This window comes from Arthrobacter sp. zg-Y1116, assembly GCF_024385485.1.
Classification (GTDB): domain Bacteria; phylum Actinomycetota; class Actinomycetes; order Actinomycetales; family Micrococcaceae; genus Arthrobacter_B.
This window is the reverse complement of record NZ_JANFLR010000001.1, coordinates 374,262-390,189: the sequence shown is the minus strand read 5'-3', so window position 1 is coordinate 390,189 and position 15,928 is coordinate 374,262. Positions and strand designations below refer to the sequence as shown.

General features: G+C 64.9%; 15 protein-coding genes. 9 read left to right on the top strand and 6 right to left on the bottom strand.

The window, feature by feature from the left end:
- Window positions 1-25 precede the first annotated feature (25 nt).
- Window positions 26-1,243, bottom strand: coding sequence for a methyltransferase (locus NNX34_RS01735; RefSeq protein ID WP_255764851.1), 1,218 nt, complete (start codon window positions 1,241-1,243; stop codon window positions 26-28).
- A 54-nt stretch (window positions 1,244-1,297) separates the two neighbouring features.
- Between NNX34_RS01735 and NNX34_RS01730 the strand changes: the two genes are divergently transcribed.
- The 5 genes from NNX34_RS01730 (at window position 1,298) to NNX34_RS01710 (ending at window position 6,226) form a co-directional block, all read left to right on the top strand.
- The gene (locus NNX34_RS01730; RefSeq protein ID WP_255764850.1) at window positions 1,298-2,473 is read left to right on the top strand and encodes a MalY/PatB family protein; all 1,176 of its coding nucleotides are present in this window, start codon (window positions 1,298-1,300) and stop codon (window positions 2,471-2,473) included.
- Window positions 2,474-2,593: 120 nt separating this feature from the next.
- Entirely contained in the window at window positions 2,594-2,962 is a 369-nt protein-coding gene (locus NNX34_RS01725) for a DUF6507 family protein (RefSeq protein ID WP_255764849.1), read from the top strand.
- A gap of 166 nt (window positions 2,963-3,128) precedes the next feature.
- Window positions 3,129-4,298 carry a hypothetical protein gene (locus NNX34_RS01720; RefSeq protein ID WP_255764848.1) on the top strand — a complete coding sequence of 390 codons (1,170 nt, stop codon included), beginning with the start codon at window positions 3,129-3,131 and terminating at the stop codon, window positions 4,296-4,298.
- A 96-nt stretch (window positions 4,299-4,394) separates the two neighbouring features.
- On the top strand, window positions 4,395-4,814 hold the full coding sequence (locus NNX34_RS01715; protein WP_255764847.1) for a hypothetical protein: 420 nt from the start codon (window positions 4,395-4,397) through the stop codon (window positions 4,812-4,814).
- Window positions 4,814-6,226 carry a hypothetical protein gene (locus NNX34_RS01710; RefSeq protein WP_255764846.1) on the top strand — a complete coding sequence of 471 codons (1,413 nt, stop codon included), beginning with the start codon at window positions 4,814-4,816 and terminating at the stop codon, window positions 6,224-6,226. Before NNX34_RS01715 ends, NNX34_RS01710 begins: the two co-directional genes overlap by 1 nt.
- A 10-nt stretch (window positions 6,227-6,236) precedes the next feature.
- On the opposite strand, the gene NNX34_RS01705 is transcribed toward NNX34_RS01710, so the two are convergent.
- From NNX34_RS01705 to NNX34_RS01685, 5 genes are all read right to left on the bottom strand, one after another.
- Window positions 6,237-6,536, bottom strand: a complete 300-nt coding sequence (locus NNX34_RS01705) for a hypothetical protein (protein WP_255764845.1) — start codon at window positions 6,534-6,536, stop codon at window positions 6,237-6,239.
- 193 nt (window positions 6,537-6,729) lie between these two features.
- Window positions 6,730-7,488, bottom strand: a complete 759-nt coding sequence (locus NNX34_RS01700) for an ABC transporter ATP-binding protein (RefSeq protein WP_229949906.1) — start codon at window positions 7,486-7,488, stop codon at window positions 6,730-6,732.
- A 37-nt stretch (window positions 7,489-7,525) separates the two neighbouring features.
- Complete coding sequence (locus NNX34_RS01695) at window positions 7,526-8,542, bottom strand: iron chelate uptake ABC transporter family permease subunit (protein WP_255764844.1); 1,017 nt, start codon at window positions 8,540-8,542, stop codon at window positions 7,526-7,528.
- Window positions 8,535-9,575, bottom strand: a complete 1,041-nt coding sequence (locus tag NNX34_RS01690; protein ID WP_255764843.1) for an ABC transporter permease — start codon at window positions 9,573-9,575, stop codon at window positions 8,535-8,537. The genes NNX34_RS01695 and NNX34_RS01690 overlap by 8 nt, the downstream gene beginning before the upstream one ends.
- 67 nt (window positions 9,576-9,642) lie before the next feature.
- A complete protein-coding gene (locus NNX34_RS01685; RefSeq protein WP_255764842.1) occupies window positions 9,643-10,584 on the bottom strand; it encodes a siderophore ABC transporter substrate-binding protein in 942 nt (313 codons plus the stop codon).
- A gap of 335 nt (window positions 10,585-10,919) precedes the next feature.
- Between NNX34_RS01685 and groES the strand changes: the two genes are divergently transcribed.
- The 4 genes from groES (at window position 10,920) to NNX34_RS01665 (ending at window position 15,913) form a co-directional block, all read left to right on the top strand.
- On the top strand, window positions 10,920-11,216 hold the full coding sequence (gene groES, locus NNX34_RS01680) for a co-chaperone GroES (RefSeq protein WP_146361179.1): 297 nt from the start codon (window positions 10,920-10,922) through the stop codon (window positions 11,214-11,216).
- A gap of 76 nt (window positions 11,217-11,292) precedes the next feature.
- On the top strand, window positions 11,293-12,903 hold the full coding sequence (gene groL, locus NNX34_RS01675; protein ID WP_255764841.1) for a chaperonin GroEL: 1,611 nt from the start codon (window positions 11,293-11,295) through the stop codon (window positions 12,901-12,903).
- Window positions 12,904-13,116: 213 nt separating this feature from the next.
- Window positions 13,117-14,634 (top strand): IMP dehydrogenase, encoded by a 1,518-nt coding sequence (gene guaB / locus NNX34_RS01670; protein WP_227918618.1) that lies wholly within the window; start codon window positions 13,117-13,119, stop codon window positions 14,632-14,634.
- 139 nt (window positions 14,635-14,773) lie between these two features.
- Window positions 14,774-15,913: a GuaB3 family IMP dehydrogenase-related protein gene (locus tag NNX34_RS01665; protein WP_255764840.1), complete on the top strand. Its 1,140-nt coding sequence runs from the start codon at window positions 14,774-14,776 to the stop codon at window positions 15,911-15,913.
- Window positions 15,914-15,928: the final 15 nt, after the last annotated feature.

The window sequence follows — 15,928 nt, the reverse complement described above, 5'->3', positions numbered from 1 at the left end:
TTTCCGGTGCGGCCGCCCGCACCGCCTAGGCGGCCGGAACCGGTTCCACCACCAGGGCCACGCGGTCCTCGCCGATCCGGGTGAGGACCAGCGTGGCTTTGTTCGGACCTTTGCCGGAGCCCGTGAGCAGGGCCTTGCGGACCTCTTCCGGCGTCACGGACATGCCGCGCTTCTTGATGTCCAGGACACCGATGCGGTTTTCCCGGACCCAGGCCTTCAGCGCCCTGATGTTGTACGGGCGGACGTCTTGGATCCGGTAGGCGCGGGCGAAGGGAGTATCGCGCAGTTCCGGCGCGCAGATGTAGGCAATGTGCGGATCCAGGAGATGCCCGTCCAGGGTGGCCGCGACGTCGGCCACCAGCCCGGCACGGATTACGGCGCCGTCGGGTTCATACAGGTAGCCCTCGGCAGGCCCCATGGCCACGTCCTGGGCACCGGCGTCGTAGTCCACCGGGGAGGTCAGCTCCGCAGCGCCGCCGGAACCGATCACCAGGGCGGCACGCCGGACTCCCTCGCGGCGCAGCGCGTTGAACCACAGGGTGGCCTCGGTGACATCTCCGTCCACGGACACCCACTGTGCCTCGCAGTTGGCCGGCAGGGCCTCGTGCGGGATGCCCGGGCCCATCTTCACGCCGACGGGCAGGCCGGCATCCGCCAGGGACTCCACGAAGGACAGGGGAGGGGAGAAGGCCTCCGGGTCGAAGATGCGGGTGGTGCCCGACGTCGACGTGGTCCGGCGTGCCGGATCCAGCCACACGCCGTCGAACCCGGTCAGGTCGAAGTCCTCGGCACGGCCCTGGACCACCGTTGCCTCCGGCCAGGGCATGAGGTTGATGGTGGCTGCCGCAGCGGTGATCTCATCCAGTTCGACGGCGGTCACCTGCCGGTCCAGGGTGGCCAGGGCGAGGGAATCGGCGCCGATTCCACAGCCGAGGTCCGCCACCTTCTCCAACCCCGCCTCCTGGTAGCGGCGGGCATGCAGGGCGGCCACGTTCAGCCGGGTGGCCTGCTCCAGGCCGGGGGCGGTGAAGACCATGTGCTCTGCGAACGGGCCGAACTTACCGCGGGCCTTCATCCGCAGTTTTGCCTGCGTCAGCACAGCGGCCACCAGCTCGGGGGAATGCCCGGCCTTGCGCAGGTCCGTGTTCAGCTTCAGGGACTCGGATTCGAGGTAGGGGGGAAGCGAGTTCAGCAGCTGCCATCCCTCGGGGGTCAGAACATGGGCAAGGGAAGTATCGGGCATGCCCTCCAGCCTAGTTGTTCTGCCGGCGGGCACGTTAGCTGTAGGTTGGGCGGCATGACGAAGATCGCCGCCGAGCCGCTGGCCGCCCTGCGGGCCCGCACCAGCTACAAATGGCAGACCTATCCGGCGGACGTGCTGCCGCTGTTCGTGGCGGAAATGGACTATCCGCTGGCGGAACCGGTGCAGCAGGCCATCATCGACCGGGTGCTGGCCTCGGACACCGGGTATATCGCCGGGCCTCAGCCGGTGGCGCAGGCCTTCACGGGGTTTGCCGCGCGGACCTGGGCCTGGGCAGTGGACCCGGATGACGTGCGATGCACCACGGACGTGAGCGTGGCCATTGTGGAATGCCTGCGGCAGGCAGTACCCGTGGATGGGAGCGTGGTCATAACCCCGCCGGTCTATCCGCCCTTCTACGAGCTGCCGCTGGAAGCGGACTCCACGGTGGTGGAGGTACCGCTCCTGTTCGACGGTGAGGGCTGGGAATTGGACTTGGCCGGCATTGAGCGGGCCTTTGCCCGCGGTGCTGACGCCTTGCTGCTGTGCAACCCGCATAATCCGCTGGGCCTGGTCCACTCTGCCGGCACCCTGCGGGCGCTCGCGGACCTGTCCGTGAAATACGGCGTGGCCGTGATCAGCGACGAGATCCACGCACCGCTGACGTACGAACCGGGGGACTTCACTCCCTACCTCACCGTCTCGGAGAACGCGCGGGAATACGGCCTCTGCGTGACCGCCGCCAGCAAGGCGTGGAATATCGCCGGTACCAAGTGCGCGGTGATGATCGGCCAAAGCGACCGGACCCGGCTGATGCTGGCGTCCATGCCCGAGGAAGTCTCCGCGCGCACCAGCATCCTCGGCCTGCATGCCACGGCGGCGGCCTATAACGACGGCGGTCCCTGGCTCGCCGGGGTGATGGAGTCTTTGGCTGCCAACCGGCGCCTGCTGGCTGAGCTCCTGGCGGAGCATCTGCCGGGCGCGGGGTACCGTCCACCCTCGGCCGGCTACCTCGCCTGGCTGGATTTCCGGGCCCTTGGCTGGGGCGACGATCCCGCGGCGGTGGCCCTGCAACGAGCGCGGGTGGCGCTGGAACCGGGGCCGCGGTTCGGGCACCTGGGCGCCGGATTTGTCCGGTTGAACTTCGCCTGCTCCCCGGAGGTGCTGACCGAGGCCGTAGGGCGGCTCGCGGAAGCGGCTGGTCAGGCAGGACAGCGGGCCGGCCATGGGTAGTTCTCCCCATGGCACTAAACTGCGCGGACCGGTTAGGGTTCTCACAGCGGCGGCACTATAGGGTCCGGCCTGCGCGTAGGACAACCCGTTAGGTCGGGATGGGGACAACATGGGGGAATCATGAGTTTGAGCGGTTACACAATTCAGGTTGACGCTTGTTCGGGTCTGCTGACCCGGGTCCGGGACGACGAAGGAATCGCGGATGCCGCCACGTCGTTGGATAACGCCTATTCCCAGGCAACGGACGGTTGCGGGAGTGTCCCTGTTGCCGCTGCCCTGGAGGGAATACGCGAGATTGTGGCCCTTCAGGCCGAATGGGCCGCTGCGCGGGTGCAGAACGCAGTCGACGGCGTCGGCCAGGCTGTAACTGCCTATCTCGAAGGCGACCAGAAGATGGCAGACGACGCCTGCGGTGTCATGACCCAGGCCCCCGAACTGCCGATTGAGGCAGGCAGCGCCGGCGGCCACTCATCCGTGGCGGTGTACTGAGATGGCTTTTGACACAACGGGGCTCCAGGGCTGGCCTTCCCCTGCACAGCTGACAGCGGGTGCCGATGCGGTTCGCGGCGCAGGGCCCGAACTCGAAAACGCCATCGCGGACGCGTCCGCTCAATGGAATGGCCTGCAGGGCATCTACCAGGCGCCGGAGGCCGAGGTGGCCTACGGTGTTTTTGCGAATATCACCCCCCACGGCGGATTCGTCAGCTCCGCATGCGAGCAGGTAGCCAAAGCACTCCAGGAGTTTTCTGACGGAATTGCCCACCTGGAAACCGCACGCACCCAGGTCCTTGCAGATATTGCGGCCCATAACGCCTTTGTGAACAGCGATTCCTTTGGTGAGGAACAGCAGGACATGGCGGACCTCGGACGAGACACGCTGCAGGGCACGGTCAACCAATTGGCCGCAGAATTTGTTTGGCTGGAAGAGAACTGTGTATCCGCCTTGTCCGATACAACAGGGGAAACCAATCCGTTTTTCTCTTTTATGGCAACGCAGTTCGCGGGCGTGATGTTCAACGTAATGGACACTGCGCTTGGAGGAGTGCGGTTCCGCACTTCACAGCATCCCGCAGGACCGGGCGCGTACTACGACATCCGGCCTGAGCGAAACGATTTTCTTTACGATCGCAGCCAACGGTACAAAGACTACGTCGACAACTCGAACAAATTTCATGTTCCGCACGAGGAAGGACTGGGTGGAAAGGCCGTTAAGGGCGGCGGCTGGGTGCTCACGGTCGGCGGTGCCTATTTCACCTATCAGGACCAGGAACAGGAGGCGTACAACGACCTGCTGGCCAGCAACCCGGAGATGACGGAGGAGGAACGGCGCGCTGAGGCGAGCAAGATCGCGGGGTTCCGTACCGGCGCCAGCGTCGTCGGCGGGCTGGGGGCCGGCGCCATCGGGGCTGGCGTTGGAAGCTTCGCCGGCCCGGCAGGCACGGTTGTCGGCTTCATTGTCGGCTCTGCAGTCGGGTGGGCAATGGAGCAGCCCCTGGATGTACTGGGGGGCAAGACCGTTACCGAGTGGGCCGGAGATGGAATCCGCGAAGGATGGGATTACCTGAGCGGACCTGGGCTGGACCAGGCCCAGCAGGCCGCTGAGGCCTTGGCCGAACAGGCGGAAGAAGCAGCGGAAAACGCGTATAAGGCCGCGGAAGAAGCAGCGGAAAAGGCGCAAAAGGCTTTGGAAGACGCAAAGGAAACCGTCGACAGGGCCGTGGATGATGCCAAGGAAAACGTGGGCAAGGCCGTGGAGGATGCGAAGGAAAACGTCGAGAAGACAATTGACGGCGTGAAGGACCGCGTATTTGGCTGGACGGGATAACCGTCCCCCGGCAAATCCATGGGATAGATTAGGCTGACTCCGGCACGGGCGTGCCGCCGTCCCGCCGCACTAAAAGATCGGACGTGTGTCGAATTTATGAACGCCAATACTGTCGGGGCATTGATCCTGATTCCACTGGGCACCATTCTTATGCTTTGCGGTCTCCTCGTTTACAACGGCAGGTTCCGCCACTACCGGACCGGCCTCAACATTGTGCTGTCCGGAGAACCGGCGCTTGCCACAACCTACCTTGGTGCTGCTTTTATCCTGATGCCGCTGACGCAGTTCGCCATGGACGGCGGCATAAACGCGCTGGTGACCATGTTCTTGATCCTTCTTATGTTTATCGCAGGAATATTGGGGGTCCTGGGCAGTTTCTGGATGCCGCCGTTCCTGCAGCCGCAGTGGATAAGGGATGAAAAGAAGGCCGCTCGACGCCGGCGCATGGAAGAAGCTGCCAGGCGTACCAGCGGGGGCGGAATGTCGTCCCAGGCCGACGGACGGAGCAATTTCTGATGGACCCGTTTTCCGGTTTCGCGAGAGTCGGTTTCCGTGGTGTCAGTGCAGTCCTTCCGCCGGGATGGGAAGAGCTTCCCGGTACCGGCAGCATGTGGATCCTTGCGCACCCGCCCGTTCCGGTCGGCCGTTTCCGGCCGAACCTGGTCATCAGGGCCGGCAGCAACGGGGGAGCGTCGCTGCTGCGCCTGTCCACGGCGGGGCTGGCCGAGACCATGGCGACTCTTGCTCCGATCCACGTCCTCTCCGTTGACGAGTGGCCCAAGGTGTTTGACCGCGAGTCTGGCCAGGCACTGCCCGGGCGGCGGCACCGCTTTGTTTATGAGGCGGACGGGCACACCGTCTGTGTGGACCGTTGGGTCTGGGTCATCGGGGCAGGGGTTCTGGAAGCTACGGCAAGCTACGCGCTCGAGGACCACGTAGGCCAGAAGGCGCTCTTCGAGTACCTCGTGGACCAGTTGGAAATGAAGGACCATGGCGCAACGCATGTCCTGGACTGGTCGGGGTTTGACCTGGTCACCCGGTCCGACCCCATGCCCGACTATTTCGCTTCGGAACAGCGCAGGACGGTGGTGGAAGACCTTAGCCGGATTTCGGCCGAGCAGCCGTATGTCCCCGCCGGGATGGTGCTGCCGGCTGCCGCCGTCGAACTGTTCCAGACGCTTGGGCACCGGGAAAAGCTGGGGCGTTTTGACCTTGCAGGACAGCAGGTGGCCGTGCGGGAACTGGTCCGTTCGGATCTGCTGAGGGAATCGGGACAGGCCACGGTGAAGGGGAAGGACTACCTCACGCCGTTTGTCGATCCGGAGGCCCGCCTGACGCTCACTGCTCGGCGCGGCAGCGAGGTGCGGAACGCAGAAGTGTGGATGGCATCCGGTCGGGCCCTGCTGCTCGCCGATCCGTCGTTCTACGGTGCCGGTGATGTAATCGGCCGCGAGATCCGGCTGATGCGGGACGCGCACCTTCCGCTGGCCCTGGCTGCCTGGGCCGGGGTCGCCCCCGCATGGCCGCTCCGGCACGCACCGCTCGTGATCGATGAAGCCCGGTTTGATGCCCGGGTGGCCTCGGAATCGGCGCCGCTGCCCCCTGGATCGGATGAAGCCGTGGGGCGGCTTTGGAACGCGCCTTGGAGTAGTTGGTCCATCACGCATGTTGAGGCCTACGCAGGGTTCCGCTGGCTGCATGCCGCTGAAGCCGGCCACTACTCCGTAATCCCCGTTGACGGCGGTATGCGGCTGGACGCGCAGCCCTCGTCCCTCGTATGGGATGCGATCGTGCGGACCGTCCACACGGCTGCCACCGGGGCCCAGCTCGATCTCGGTACCGATGTTCCCTCCGCCTGGCTGCATGCCCGGATTCCTGCGCCGGCCGCACGGGAATCAGGGACAGGGTCTCAGACACCGGCACGCTGACCGGCTGGTGCTACGCCGGGGCCAGGATACTCAGCTGCCGGGGTGCCAGGGGGTCCGACGCAAAGCTGCCTGTAAGCACCGGCAGTTCGCCGGTCTCCGCACTGCGGATCAATCCCGCCATTGCAGCTTCAGTGATGGTGGCCTTCCTCAGGTCCAGGAGCACGTTGAGGCCCGGCAGGGCAGCGTTGGTGCGGCGGGCGAGCACGTACAGCACCCTGCAGTTCCCTTCCGTGATCTTCCCGCGCACCACCAGCCGCGCCTGGCGCAGGTCGACGTCGAGCCGGATGGCAACGCGCAGCTTGGGCTCCATGGGAGACCTTCCTGGAAGGGGTTAAGAAAGTGCGGCGGATTCCAACCTAGGAGTGCCTTTCCCCTCTGCGCAATGTGCCGGGCGGATACTGCCCCTCCGGGAGATGCTCTTCATCGGCGGATTACTGCTCTACCGGAAAAAGTTTGTAGGGCGCATTGTTCCTGACGAGGTTGTTTCGGTTCCCTATACGAAGCTAGGCGAAATAGACGCCGATCCGGTTTCCGTCGATCTCCTCGATCCGGATATCGATTTCATAGATATCCTTCAACACGTCCGGCTGCATGATGGCCGACGGCGGTCCCTGGTGGATCAGCCGGCCGTCGCACATGGCAATGATGTCGTCCGAGTAGCAGGAGGCAAAGTTGATGTCGTGGATGACCAGTACCACGGTCTTCCCGAAGTCGTCCGTGAGCCGGCGCAGCAGCCGCATCATTTCCACGGAGTGTTTCATGTCCAGGTTGTTCAGCGGCTCATCCAGGAGCAGGTAGTCCGTGTCCTGCGCCAGCACCATGGCAATGAACGCCCGCTGCCGCTGCCCGCCGGAGAGCTCGTCCACAAACCGGTCCGCCAGCGCCGTCAGGTCCAGGTACGCCATTGCCTGCTCGATGTGGACCTTGTCTTCGGGTCCCGGCCGGCCGCCGTTGTGGGGGTAGCGGCCGAAGCCCACCAGGTCCCGAACAGTCAGGCGGACGGTGAGCTGGTTGTCCTGGCGCAGGATCGCCATTTTCCGGGCGAGGTCCCGGCCGGGGGTGGAAACGACGTCGAGCCCGTCCACGGCAACCGTGCCGGAATCCATGGGCAGCAGCCGGCTGATCATGGAGAGCAGCGTGGATTTGCCCGCACCGTTGGGCCCGATGATCGAGGTGATGCCGCCTTCCTTGATCTCGCAGCTCACCCCGTCCACGACGACGGCGGAGGAGTAGCGCTTGGTGACGCCGTTGACGGAGATCATGAACAGGGGCCTTTCGGGCGGTGCAGGGGGAGGAAGGTCATTTCACGTTTCCCCTCAGGAGCAGGATGAGGAACACGATGCCGCCCACGAACTCGATGACGATACTCAGCGCAGTGTCGAAGGCGAAGATCCGCTCCAGCACCAGCTGGCCGCCCACCAGGGCGATGATTCCCAGCAGAACGGCAATCGGCAGCACCGAGGTATGCCGGAACTTCGCGCAGAGCTGGTAGGCCAGGGACGCAATGAGGAGCCCGAAGAAGGTCACCGGCCCGACCAGGGCCGTGGACACCGCGACGAGCACCGAGCAGATGATCAGCGTGGCGGTGACCGCCCGCTTATGGTCCACCCCCAGGTTCACCGCGGTCTCGCGGCCCAGGGCCAGGACATCGAAGGAGTGGCGCATCCGCCAGGCGACGGCACTGACAAGCGCGACGGCGGCGGCGGAGTAGCCCAGCAGGGCGGCGTCGACATTGTTGAAACTGGCAAAGAACAGGTCCTGCAGGATGATGAATTCGCTCGGGTCGATCAGCCGCTGCAGCAGCGAGGAGAAGCCGCGGAACATGGTGCCGAAGACAATTCCGACCAGCAGCATCAAGTGCAGGGATTTCCCGCCGCCGGTGAAAAGCCACCGGTACAGCAGGAACGAGAACCCGACCATCAGCAGCACTTCGAGGCAGAAGCGGATCGGCGCGCCCAGGGACAGCAGGGCACCGCCGCCCAAGGCAAACACCAGGACCGTCTGGATCAGCACATAGAGGGCATCGAAGCCCATGATCGAAGGCGTGAGGATCCGGTTGGCGGTGACGGTCTGGAACAGGACGGTGGAAACCCCGACGGCGTAGGCCACCAGGATCATGGAGCCCACCTTGATCGCGCGGCGCGGCAGGGCGTAGCCCAGGTTTCCGCGCAGCTCAATGGTCATGAACACCGCAACCAGTGCCGCCGCGACCAGGCCCAGGGCGATGATCCAGAAGCGGGCGGGAACGGTCCGGACGGGACGCCGGCGGTGCTCGGTAAGCGCTGCGGGCAGTGCGCTGGTGGATGGATCAGGCATGGGAACCGCGCTTGCGTAGGAGGAGGTACAGGAAGATGACGCTGCCTACGGCGGAAACCACTACGCCCACCGGGATTTCATACGGGTAGCGGATGGTGCGTCCGATGATGTCGCAGAGCAGGACGAAGCCCGCTCCGAAGACGGCGACCCAGGGCACCGCTCGGCGGACGTTGTCACCGATCAGCAGGGACACTAGGTTGGGCACGATCAGGCCCAGGAACGGAATGGAGCCGACGCTGACCACCACCACGGCGCTGATGAGCGAGACGATCACCAGTCCGAGCGCCATGACCCGGTTGTAGTTCAGGCCGAGGTTGGTGGTGAAGTCCTGCCCCATGCCTGCAACGGTGAAACGGTCCGCGGCCAGGTAGCCGATCAGGGTCAGGGCGCCGACAATCCAGAGCAGTTCGTAGCGGCCGCGCAGGACGCCGGAGAAGTCGCCGATCATCCAGCTGTTCAGCGTCTGGAGGAGGTCGGTGCGGTAGGCGAAGAAAGTGGTGACGGCGGAAATCACGCCGCCGAGCATGATGCCCACCAGGGGCACGATCAGTGTGTTGCGCAGCGGGATCCGGCGCAGGATGAGCAGGAAGAGTGCGGTTCCTGCAGCGGCGAAGACAGAGGCCGTGGACATCTTCAGGAACATGGAGGCGCCCGGCAGCAGCACGGTCACCGCCAGGATCCCCAGCTGGGCCGACTCCACCGTGCCGACGGTGGAGGGTTCCACGAACTTGTTCCGGGCCATCAGCTGCATGATCAGTCCGGCCACGCTCAGGGCCATGCCCGCCAGGACAATACTCAGCGTGCGGGGGAGCTGGCTGACCCAGAACAGCATGTGCGTGGTGGGATCCCCGGACAGCAGCGAGGCGAGCGAAAGGTCACCGACGCCGACGAAAAGGCTTACGGCCGCCAGCAGAACCACAACGCAGACCCCCAGGACCAGTGCGGCGGTTGAACGTACGAAGCGCCGCCGTTCCGGGGGAGCGGCGGCGGACGCGGGGGCCGGTTTATTCGCCGGCACGGCGGGGGCAGTCATATATCGGTATCCAGTTCCTCCGTGGCCCGGCACGGCCGGTGCCGGGCCACGGAGCGCAGAGGGGCGGCTAGAGAGCGTCGTGGACGGTGTTAACCATGGTGTCCACGTTGTTCAGGCCGTATCCGACCAGGTACCAGCTGGCGGAATCCAGCATGGTGATGTTTCCGTTCCGGGCAGCCTTGGTGCTCTTGACCAGCTCGTTGTCGAGCACGGCGGAGGCGGCTTCGCCGGAGGTGCCGACGGCTACGTCGCGGTCAATGACGAACAGGTGGTCCGGATCGGTATCCGCAATGTAGTTAAAGGAAACGGATTCGCCGTGCTTACCCTCGCCCTGAACCTCGGCGGCCGGTTCCAGGCCGAGGACGTCGTGGATGATGCCGAAGCGCGAGCCTGCGCCGTAGGCGGTCATTTCCCCGCCGCTGGTCATAACGATCAGGCCGTTGCCGGCGTCGGCGGCCAGTTCCTTGGTGTCTTCGACCTTGCCTTCCAGGGCGCCCAGCTTCTCTTCAACCAGGTCTTCCTTCTCGAAGATCGTGCCGAGGGTCCGGGTGTTTTCCTTGAAGGAGTTCCAGGAATCGGCGTTATCGACGCTGAGGTCGACGGTGGGGGCAATCTTGCTCAACTCTTCGTAAGAATCGGCAACCCGGCCGGAAATGATGATCAGGTCCGGAGCGCCGGCGTTGATCGCTTCGAAGTCGGGCTCTTTCATGCTGCCGATCTTGGTGATCTCTTCGGCGCCGTACTGGGAGAGGCTCTCCGGGAAGTTGGCGGCAGGCACGCCGTCGACGTCAATGTCGAGGGCATCCATCGTGTCGAGGGCGCCGAGGTCGAAGGTGTACACGATCTCCGGGTTCACCGGAACTTCGGTGCTTCCCTGGGCGTGCTCGACCGTCACGGTTGAGTCCTGCGCGGACTCGACGTCCGCATCTGCTGCTTCAGTGGAGCAGGCGCTGAGCGCGAGGAGGGACACAAGGGCGGTTCCGGCCAACAGGCGGGACTTCGTGATCATGGGGGGCTCCGGTGAGAGTCGATGTGCCTATCCGGGGGATTAGGTCACAGAAATGTTTTCTAATGATGCGCAGATGAAAACTATCCCGGTTAGGCGAACCTAAGCAAATCCCCTTCTTCATTTACCTGCCCGCCGGTACGGGGGAGAGGGGTGGACAGGCGGCACGCGCTGGCACTCACCTTGACCGAGTGCTAACCGTTGCATAAAGTCTGAGTTAGCACTCCGAACGTGAGGGTGCTAACTCCCGAAGGGAAAGCGCGAACCGGCACCGCGACGACGGCCAGCGCCAGACCAACGGCCCCATTCCGTTAGAAACTACGCAAAGGAGAGCCCGAGTGTCGGTCTCTATTAAGCCCCTTGAGGATCGTATTGTTGTCCGCCCCCTCGAAGCCGAGCAGACCACTGCTTCCGGCCTCGTTATCCCGGACACTGCAAAGGAAAAGCCCCAGGAGGGTGAAGTAGTTGCAGTTGGACCCGGCCGCGTTGATGACAACGGCAACCGCATCCCGGTTGACGTTGCCGAAGGCGACGTAGTCATTTACTCCAAGTACGGCGGAACCGAAGTCAAGCACGGCGGCCAGGAATACCTGGTGCTGTCCGCCCGCGACGTGCTGGCCGTCGTCGTAAAGTAGTTCCCCTGGAAAACCCCGGCCACGATTCTGGCCGGGGTTTTCTGATGCAGATGTAGTTGTCGGAAAGGACACACACATGGCAAAGCAGTTGGAGTTCAATGACTCCGCCCGCCGCTCGCTCGAAGCAGGCGTCGATAAGCTCGCCAACACGGTCAAGGTGACCCTCGGCCCGCGCGGCCGCAACGTCGTCCTGGCCAAGACCTGGGGCGCTCCCACCATCACCAACGACGGCGTCACGATTGCCCGCGAAATTGAGCTGGACGACCCGTACGAGAACCTCGGCGCACAGCTGGCCAAGGAAGTAGCCACCAAGACCAACGATGTTGCCGGCGACGGCACCACCACGGCCACCGTGCTGGCACAGGCCCTGGTCAAGGAAGGCCTGCGCAACGTTGCCGCCGGTGCTGCCCCCGGGCAGCTCAAGCGCGGCATCGAGGTGTCCGTTGACGCGGTAGCCAAGCGCCTGCTGGAGAACGCCAAGGAAGTTGAAGGCAACCAGGTTGCCCACGTTGCCGCCATCTCCGCGCAGAGCACCGAGATCGGCGAGCTGCTGGCCCAGGCCTTCGACACTGTCGGCAAGGACGGCGTCATCACGATCGAGGAATCCTCCTCGACGCAGACCGAGCTGGCCATCACCGAGGGCATGCAGTTCGACAAGGGCTACCTCTCGCCGTACTTCGTGACCGACCCGGAGCGCCAGGAAGCCGTCCTCGAAGACGCACTGATCCTGATCAACTCCGGCAAGATCTCCTCCGTCGCCGAGTTCCTGCCGCTGCTGGAAAAGGCGCTGCAGACCTCCAAGCCGCTGTTCATCATCGCCGAAGACGTAGACGGGGAAGCCCTGTCCACCCTGGTGGTCAACAAGATCCGCGGCACCCTGAACGTCGTCGCCGTCAAGGCTCCGGGCTTCGGTGACCGCCGCAAGGCAATGATGCAGGACATCGCGACCCTCACCGGCGCCCAGGTAGTCAGCCCCGACCTCGGCCTGAAGCTGGACCAGGTTGGCCTTGAGGTGCTGGGCTCCGCCCGCCGCATCACGGTTACCAAGGACAACACCACGATTGTTGACGGCACCGGCTCCGAAGCCGACGTCGCCGACCGCGTGGCACAGATCCGTGCCGAGATCGAGCGCACCGATTCGGACTGGGACCGCGAGAAGCTGCAGGAACGCCTCGCCAAGCTGTCCGGCGGCATCGGCGTCATCCGCGTCGGTGCAGCCACCGAGGTGGAGCTGAAGGAAAAGAAGCACCGCATCGAAGATGCCGTTTCCTCCACCCGTGCCGCACTCGAAGAGGGCATTGTGGCCGGCGGCGGTTCCGCACTGGTCCACGCTGCCCGCGCACTGGACACCGATCCGGAGGTGACGAAGCTGCAGGGCGACGCCGCCACCGCCGTCGGCCTGGTCCGCCGTGCACTGGCGCAGCCGCTGCGCTGGATCGCCGAGAATGCCGGTTCCGAAGGCATGGTCGTCGTTGCCAAGGTCGGCGAGCTGGAAATCAACAACGGCTTCAACGCCGCCACCGGTGAATACGAAGACCTGATTGCCGCCGGCATCATCGACCCGGTCAAGGTCACCCGCTCGGCCCTGCGCAACGCCGCCTCGATCGCTTCGCTGGTGCTCACCACCGAAGCCCTCGTGGTGGAGAAGCCTGCCGAAGAGGACAACGACCACGGTCACCAGCACTAATCAGCCCTGATCCGCGCCTTACGTGCGGAAATCGGCCCAGGCCCCGCCCCCGGAACACGTTTCCGGGGGCGGGGCCTCGCTGTTTTCCGTGGCATCCCTCACAGGCAGCAGATACCTTCGGGACGGAATAGGGGCGGGACCGCTTTCGTTTTACGATAGGTACAGGCTAAATCGGGCCTTTTCCTTCCTCTCATCCCCGAAAGAGGCGCAGCTTTGAGTCAGCAGTACCCAGAACACGATCCGTTCGGCTTCGTCGGCCTGACCTACGACGACGTCCTCCTGCTGCCCGGCCCGACGGATGTAATTCCCTCTGAAGCCGACACCAGCTCCCGGCTGTCCAAGCGGATCACCGTGCAGACTCCGCTGCTTTCCGCCGCGATGGACACGGTCACCGAATCCCGCATGGCCATCGCGATGGCCCGGCAGGGCGGCCTCGGCGTGATCCACCGGAACCTTTCCATTGCCGACCAGGCGGAACACGTCGACCGGGTCAAGCGCAGCGAATCCGGCATGATCACCAACCCGGTGACGATTTCCCCCGACGCCACCCTGCAGGAACTCGACGACCTCTGTGCGCATTTCCGTGTTTCGGGCCTGCCGGTGGTGGATACCGAAAACACCCTGCTGGGCATTGTCACCAACCGCGACACCCGCTTCATTCCGCGTGCCGACTATCCGAGCCGCAAGGTCGAAGAAGTCATGACGCGCATGCCGCTCATCACCGGCCGGGTGGGCATCAGCGCCGCAGAGACAATGGAGCTGCTGGGCAAGAACCGGATCGAGAAGCTGCCGCTGGTGGACGACGCCGGCAAGCTGCAGGGATTGATCACGGTCAAGGACTTCGACAAGGCCGAGCAGTACCCGCTGGCCACCAAGGATGACGAGGGCCGCCTGCGCGTCGGTGCTGCCATCGGCTTCTTCGGCGACGGCTACGAGCGTGCCATGTCCATGGTCGAGGCCGGCGTCGACATCCTCGTGGTGGACACCGCCAACGGCCACAGTGCAGGCGTGCTGGAAATGATTGCCCGCCTCAAGAAGGACCCGGCTGCCGCGCACGTGGACATCATCGGCGGCCAGGCAGCCACCCGTGAAGGCGCCCAGGCCCTGATCGACGCCGGTGCCGACGCCGTCAAGGTAGGCGTGGGGCCGGGTTCCATCTGCACCACCCGCGTAGTTGCCGGAGTGGGCGTCCCGCAGATCACCGCCATTTACGAAGCTTCCAAGGCCGCCATTCCGGCGGGCGTCCCGCTGATCGCCGACGGCGGCCTGCAGTACTCGGGCGACATCGGCAAGGCCATCGTGGCCGGCGCCGACACCGTAATGCTGGGCGGCCTGCTGGCCGGCTCCGCGGAAAGCCCGGGCGACCTGGTCTTCGTCAACGGCAAGCAGTTCAAGTCCTACCGCGGCATGGGTTCGCTCGGGGCCATGCAGTCCCGGGGCAAGAACACCTCCTACTCCAAGGACCGCTACTTCCAGGCCGACGTCCCCAGCGACGAAAAGCTGATTCCGGAAGGCATCGAAGGCCAGGTGCCCTACCGCGGACCGCTTTCCGCCGTGGCGCACCAGCTGGTCGGCGGCCTGCGCCAGACCATGTTCTACACGGGTGCACGCACCATTGAAGAGCTGAAGGCCAAGGGCAAGTTTGTCCGGATCACCCCGGCCGGGCTGAAGGAATCCCACCCGCACGACATCATGATGACGGCCGAGGCGCCGAACTACGGGCGCCGCTGACCCGTCCTCCCTGCCAAGGGCAGCCCCTGCGCACTGCGCTGGAGCTGCCCTTGGGCTTTAAGGGCTTGTTCTGCACTCGCGGCGGCCCGTTGCCGGCAGCTTTCGGGCCGACGCCGCGCACTGGGATAACCTAGGGAGCGTGAGTAACGAGATAGAAATTGGCCGTGGCAAGCATGGGCGCAGAGCCTACTCCCTGGATGACGTGGCGATTGTGCCCTCGCGGCGCACCCGCGATCCCCAGGATGTTTCCATCAACTGGCAGATCGATGCCTACCAGTTCGAGATGCCGGTCATCGGCGCCCCGATGGACTCGGTGATGTCTCCGGCATCAGCCATTGCCCTCGGCAGGCTCGGCGGCCTCGGCGTGCTGAACCTTGAGGGCCTGTGGACCCGGTACGAGAATCCGGAACCGCTGCTGGACGAAATCGCCGCCCTCAGCAGCGACAACTTCAACCCCGCCGCCACCCGCCGCCTGCAGGAAATCTATAACGCACCGATCCAGGCCGAACTGATCAGCTCGCGCCTGGCCGAAATGCGCGACGCCGGCGTGACTGTTGCCGGCTCGCTCACCCCGCAGCGCACCCAGGAGTTCTACAAGACCGTCCTCGCCGCGGGCGTCGACGTCTTCGTCATCCGCGGCACCACCGTTTCCGCCGAGCACGTGTCCAAGACCGTGGAACCGCTGAACCTGAAGCAGTTCATCTACGAACTCGATGTTCCGGTGATCGTGGGCGGAGCCGCCGGCTACACCCCGGCCCTGCACCTGATGCGTACCGGCGCGGCCGGCGTCCTCGTCGGGTTCGGCGGCGGCGCGACCACCACCACCCGGCGTGCGCTGGGCATCCACGCGCCCATGGCCACGGCCATCTCCGATATAGCCGAGGCGCGCCGGGACTACATGGACGAGTCCGGCGGACGGTACGTGCACGTGATCGCCGACGGCGGCATGGGCACCAGCGGCGACATCATCAAGGCGTTCGCGATGGGCGCCGACGCCGTGATGCTCGGTTCCGCGCTGGCCCGTGCCGAAGAGGCACCGGGCCACGGCTGGCACTGGGGGCAGGAAGCACACCACAGCGAGCTGCCGCGCGGCGACAGGGTCCGCTTGGACACCGTGGGACCGCTCAAAGAGGTCCTTTGGGGGCCGTCCCACCACACCAACGGCACCTCCAACCTCATGGGTGCGCTGCGCCGGGCAATGGCCACCACCGGCTACTCGGACCTGAAAGCGTTCCAGCGCATCGAAGTGCTGGTGTCCCCCTACCAGTACAGCCTGTAAATCCCGGCGCCCAGC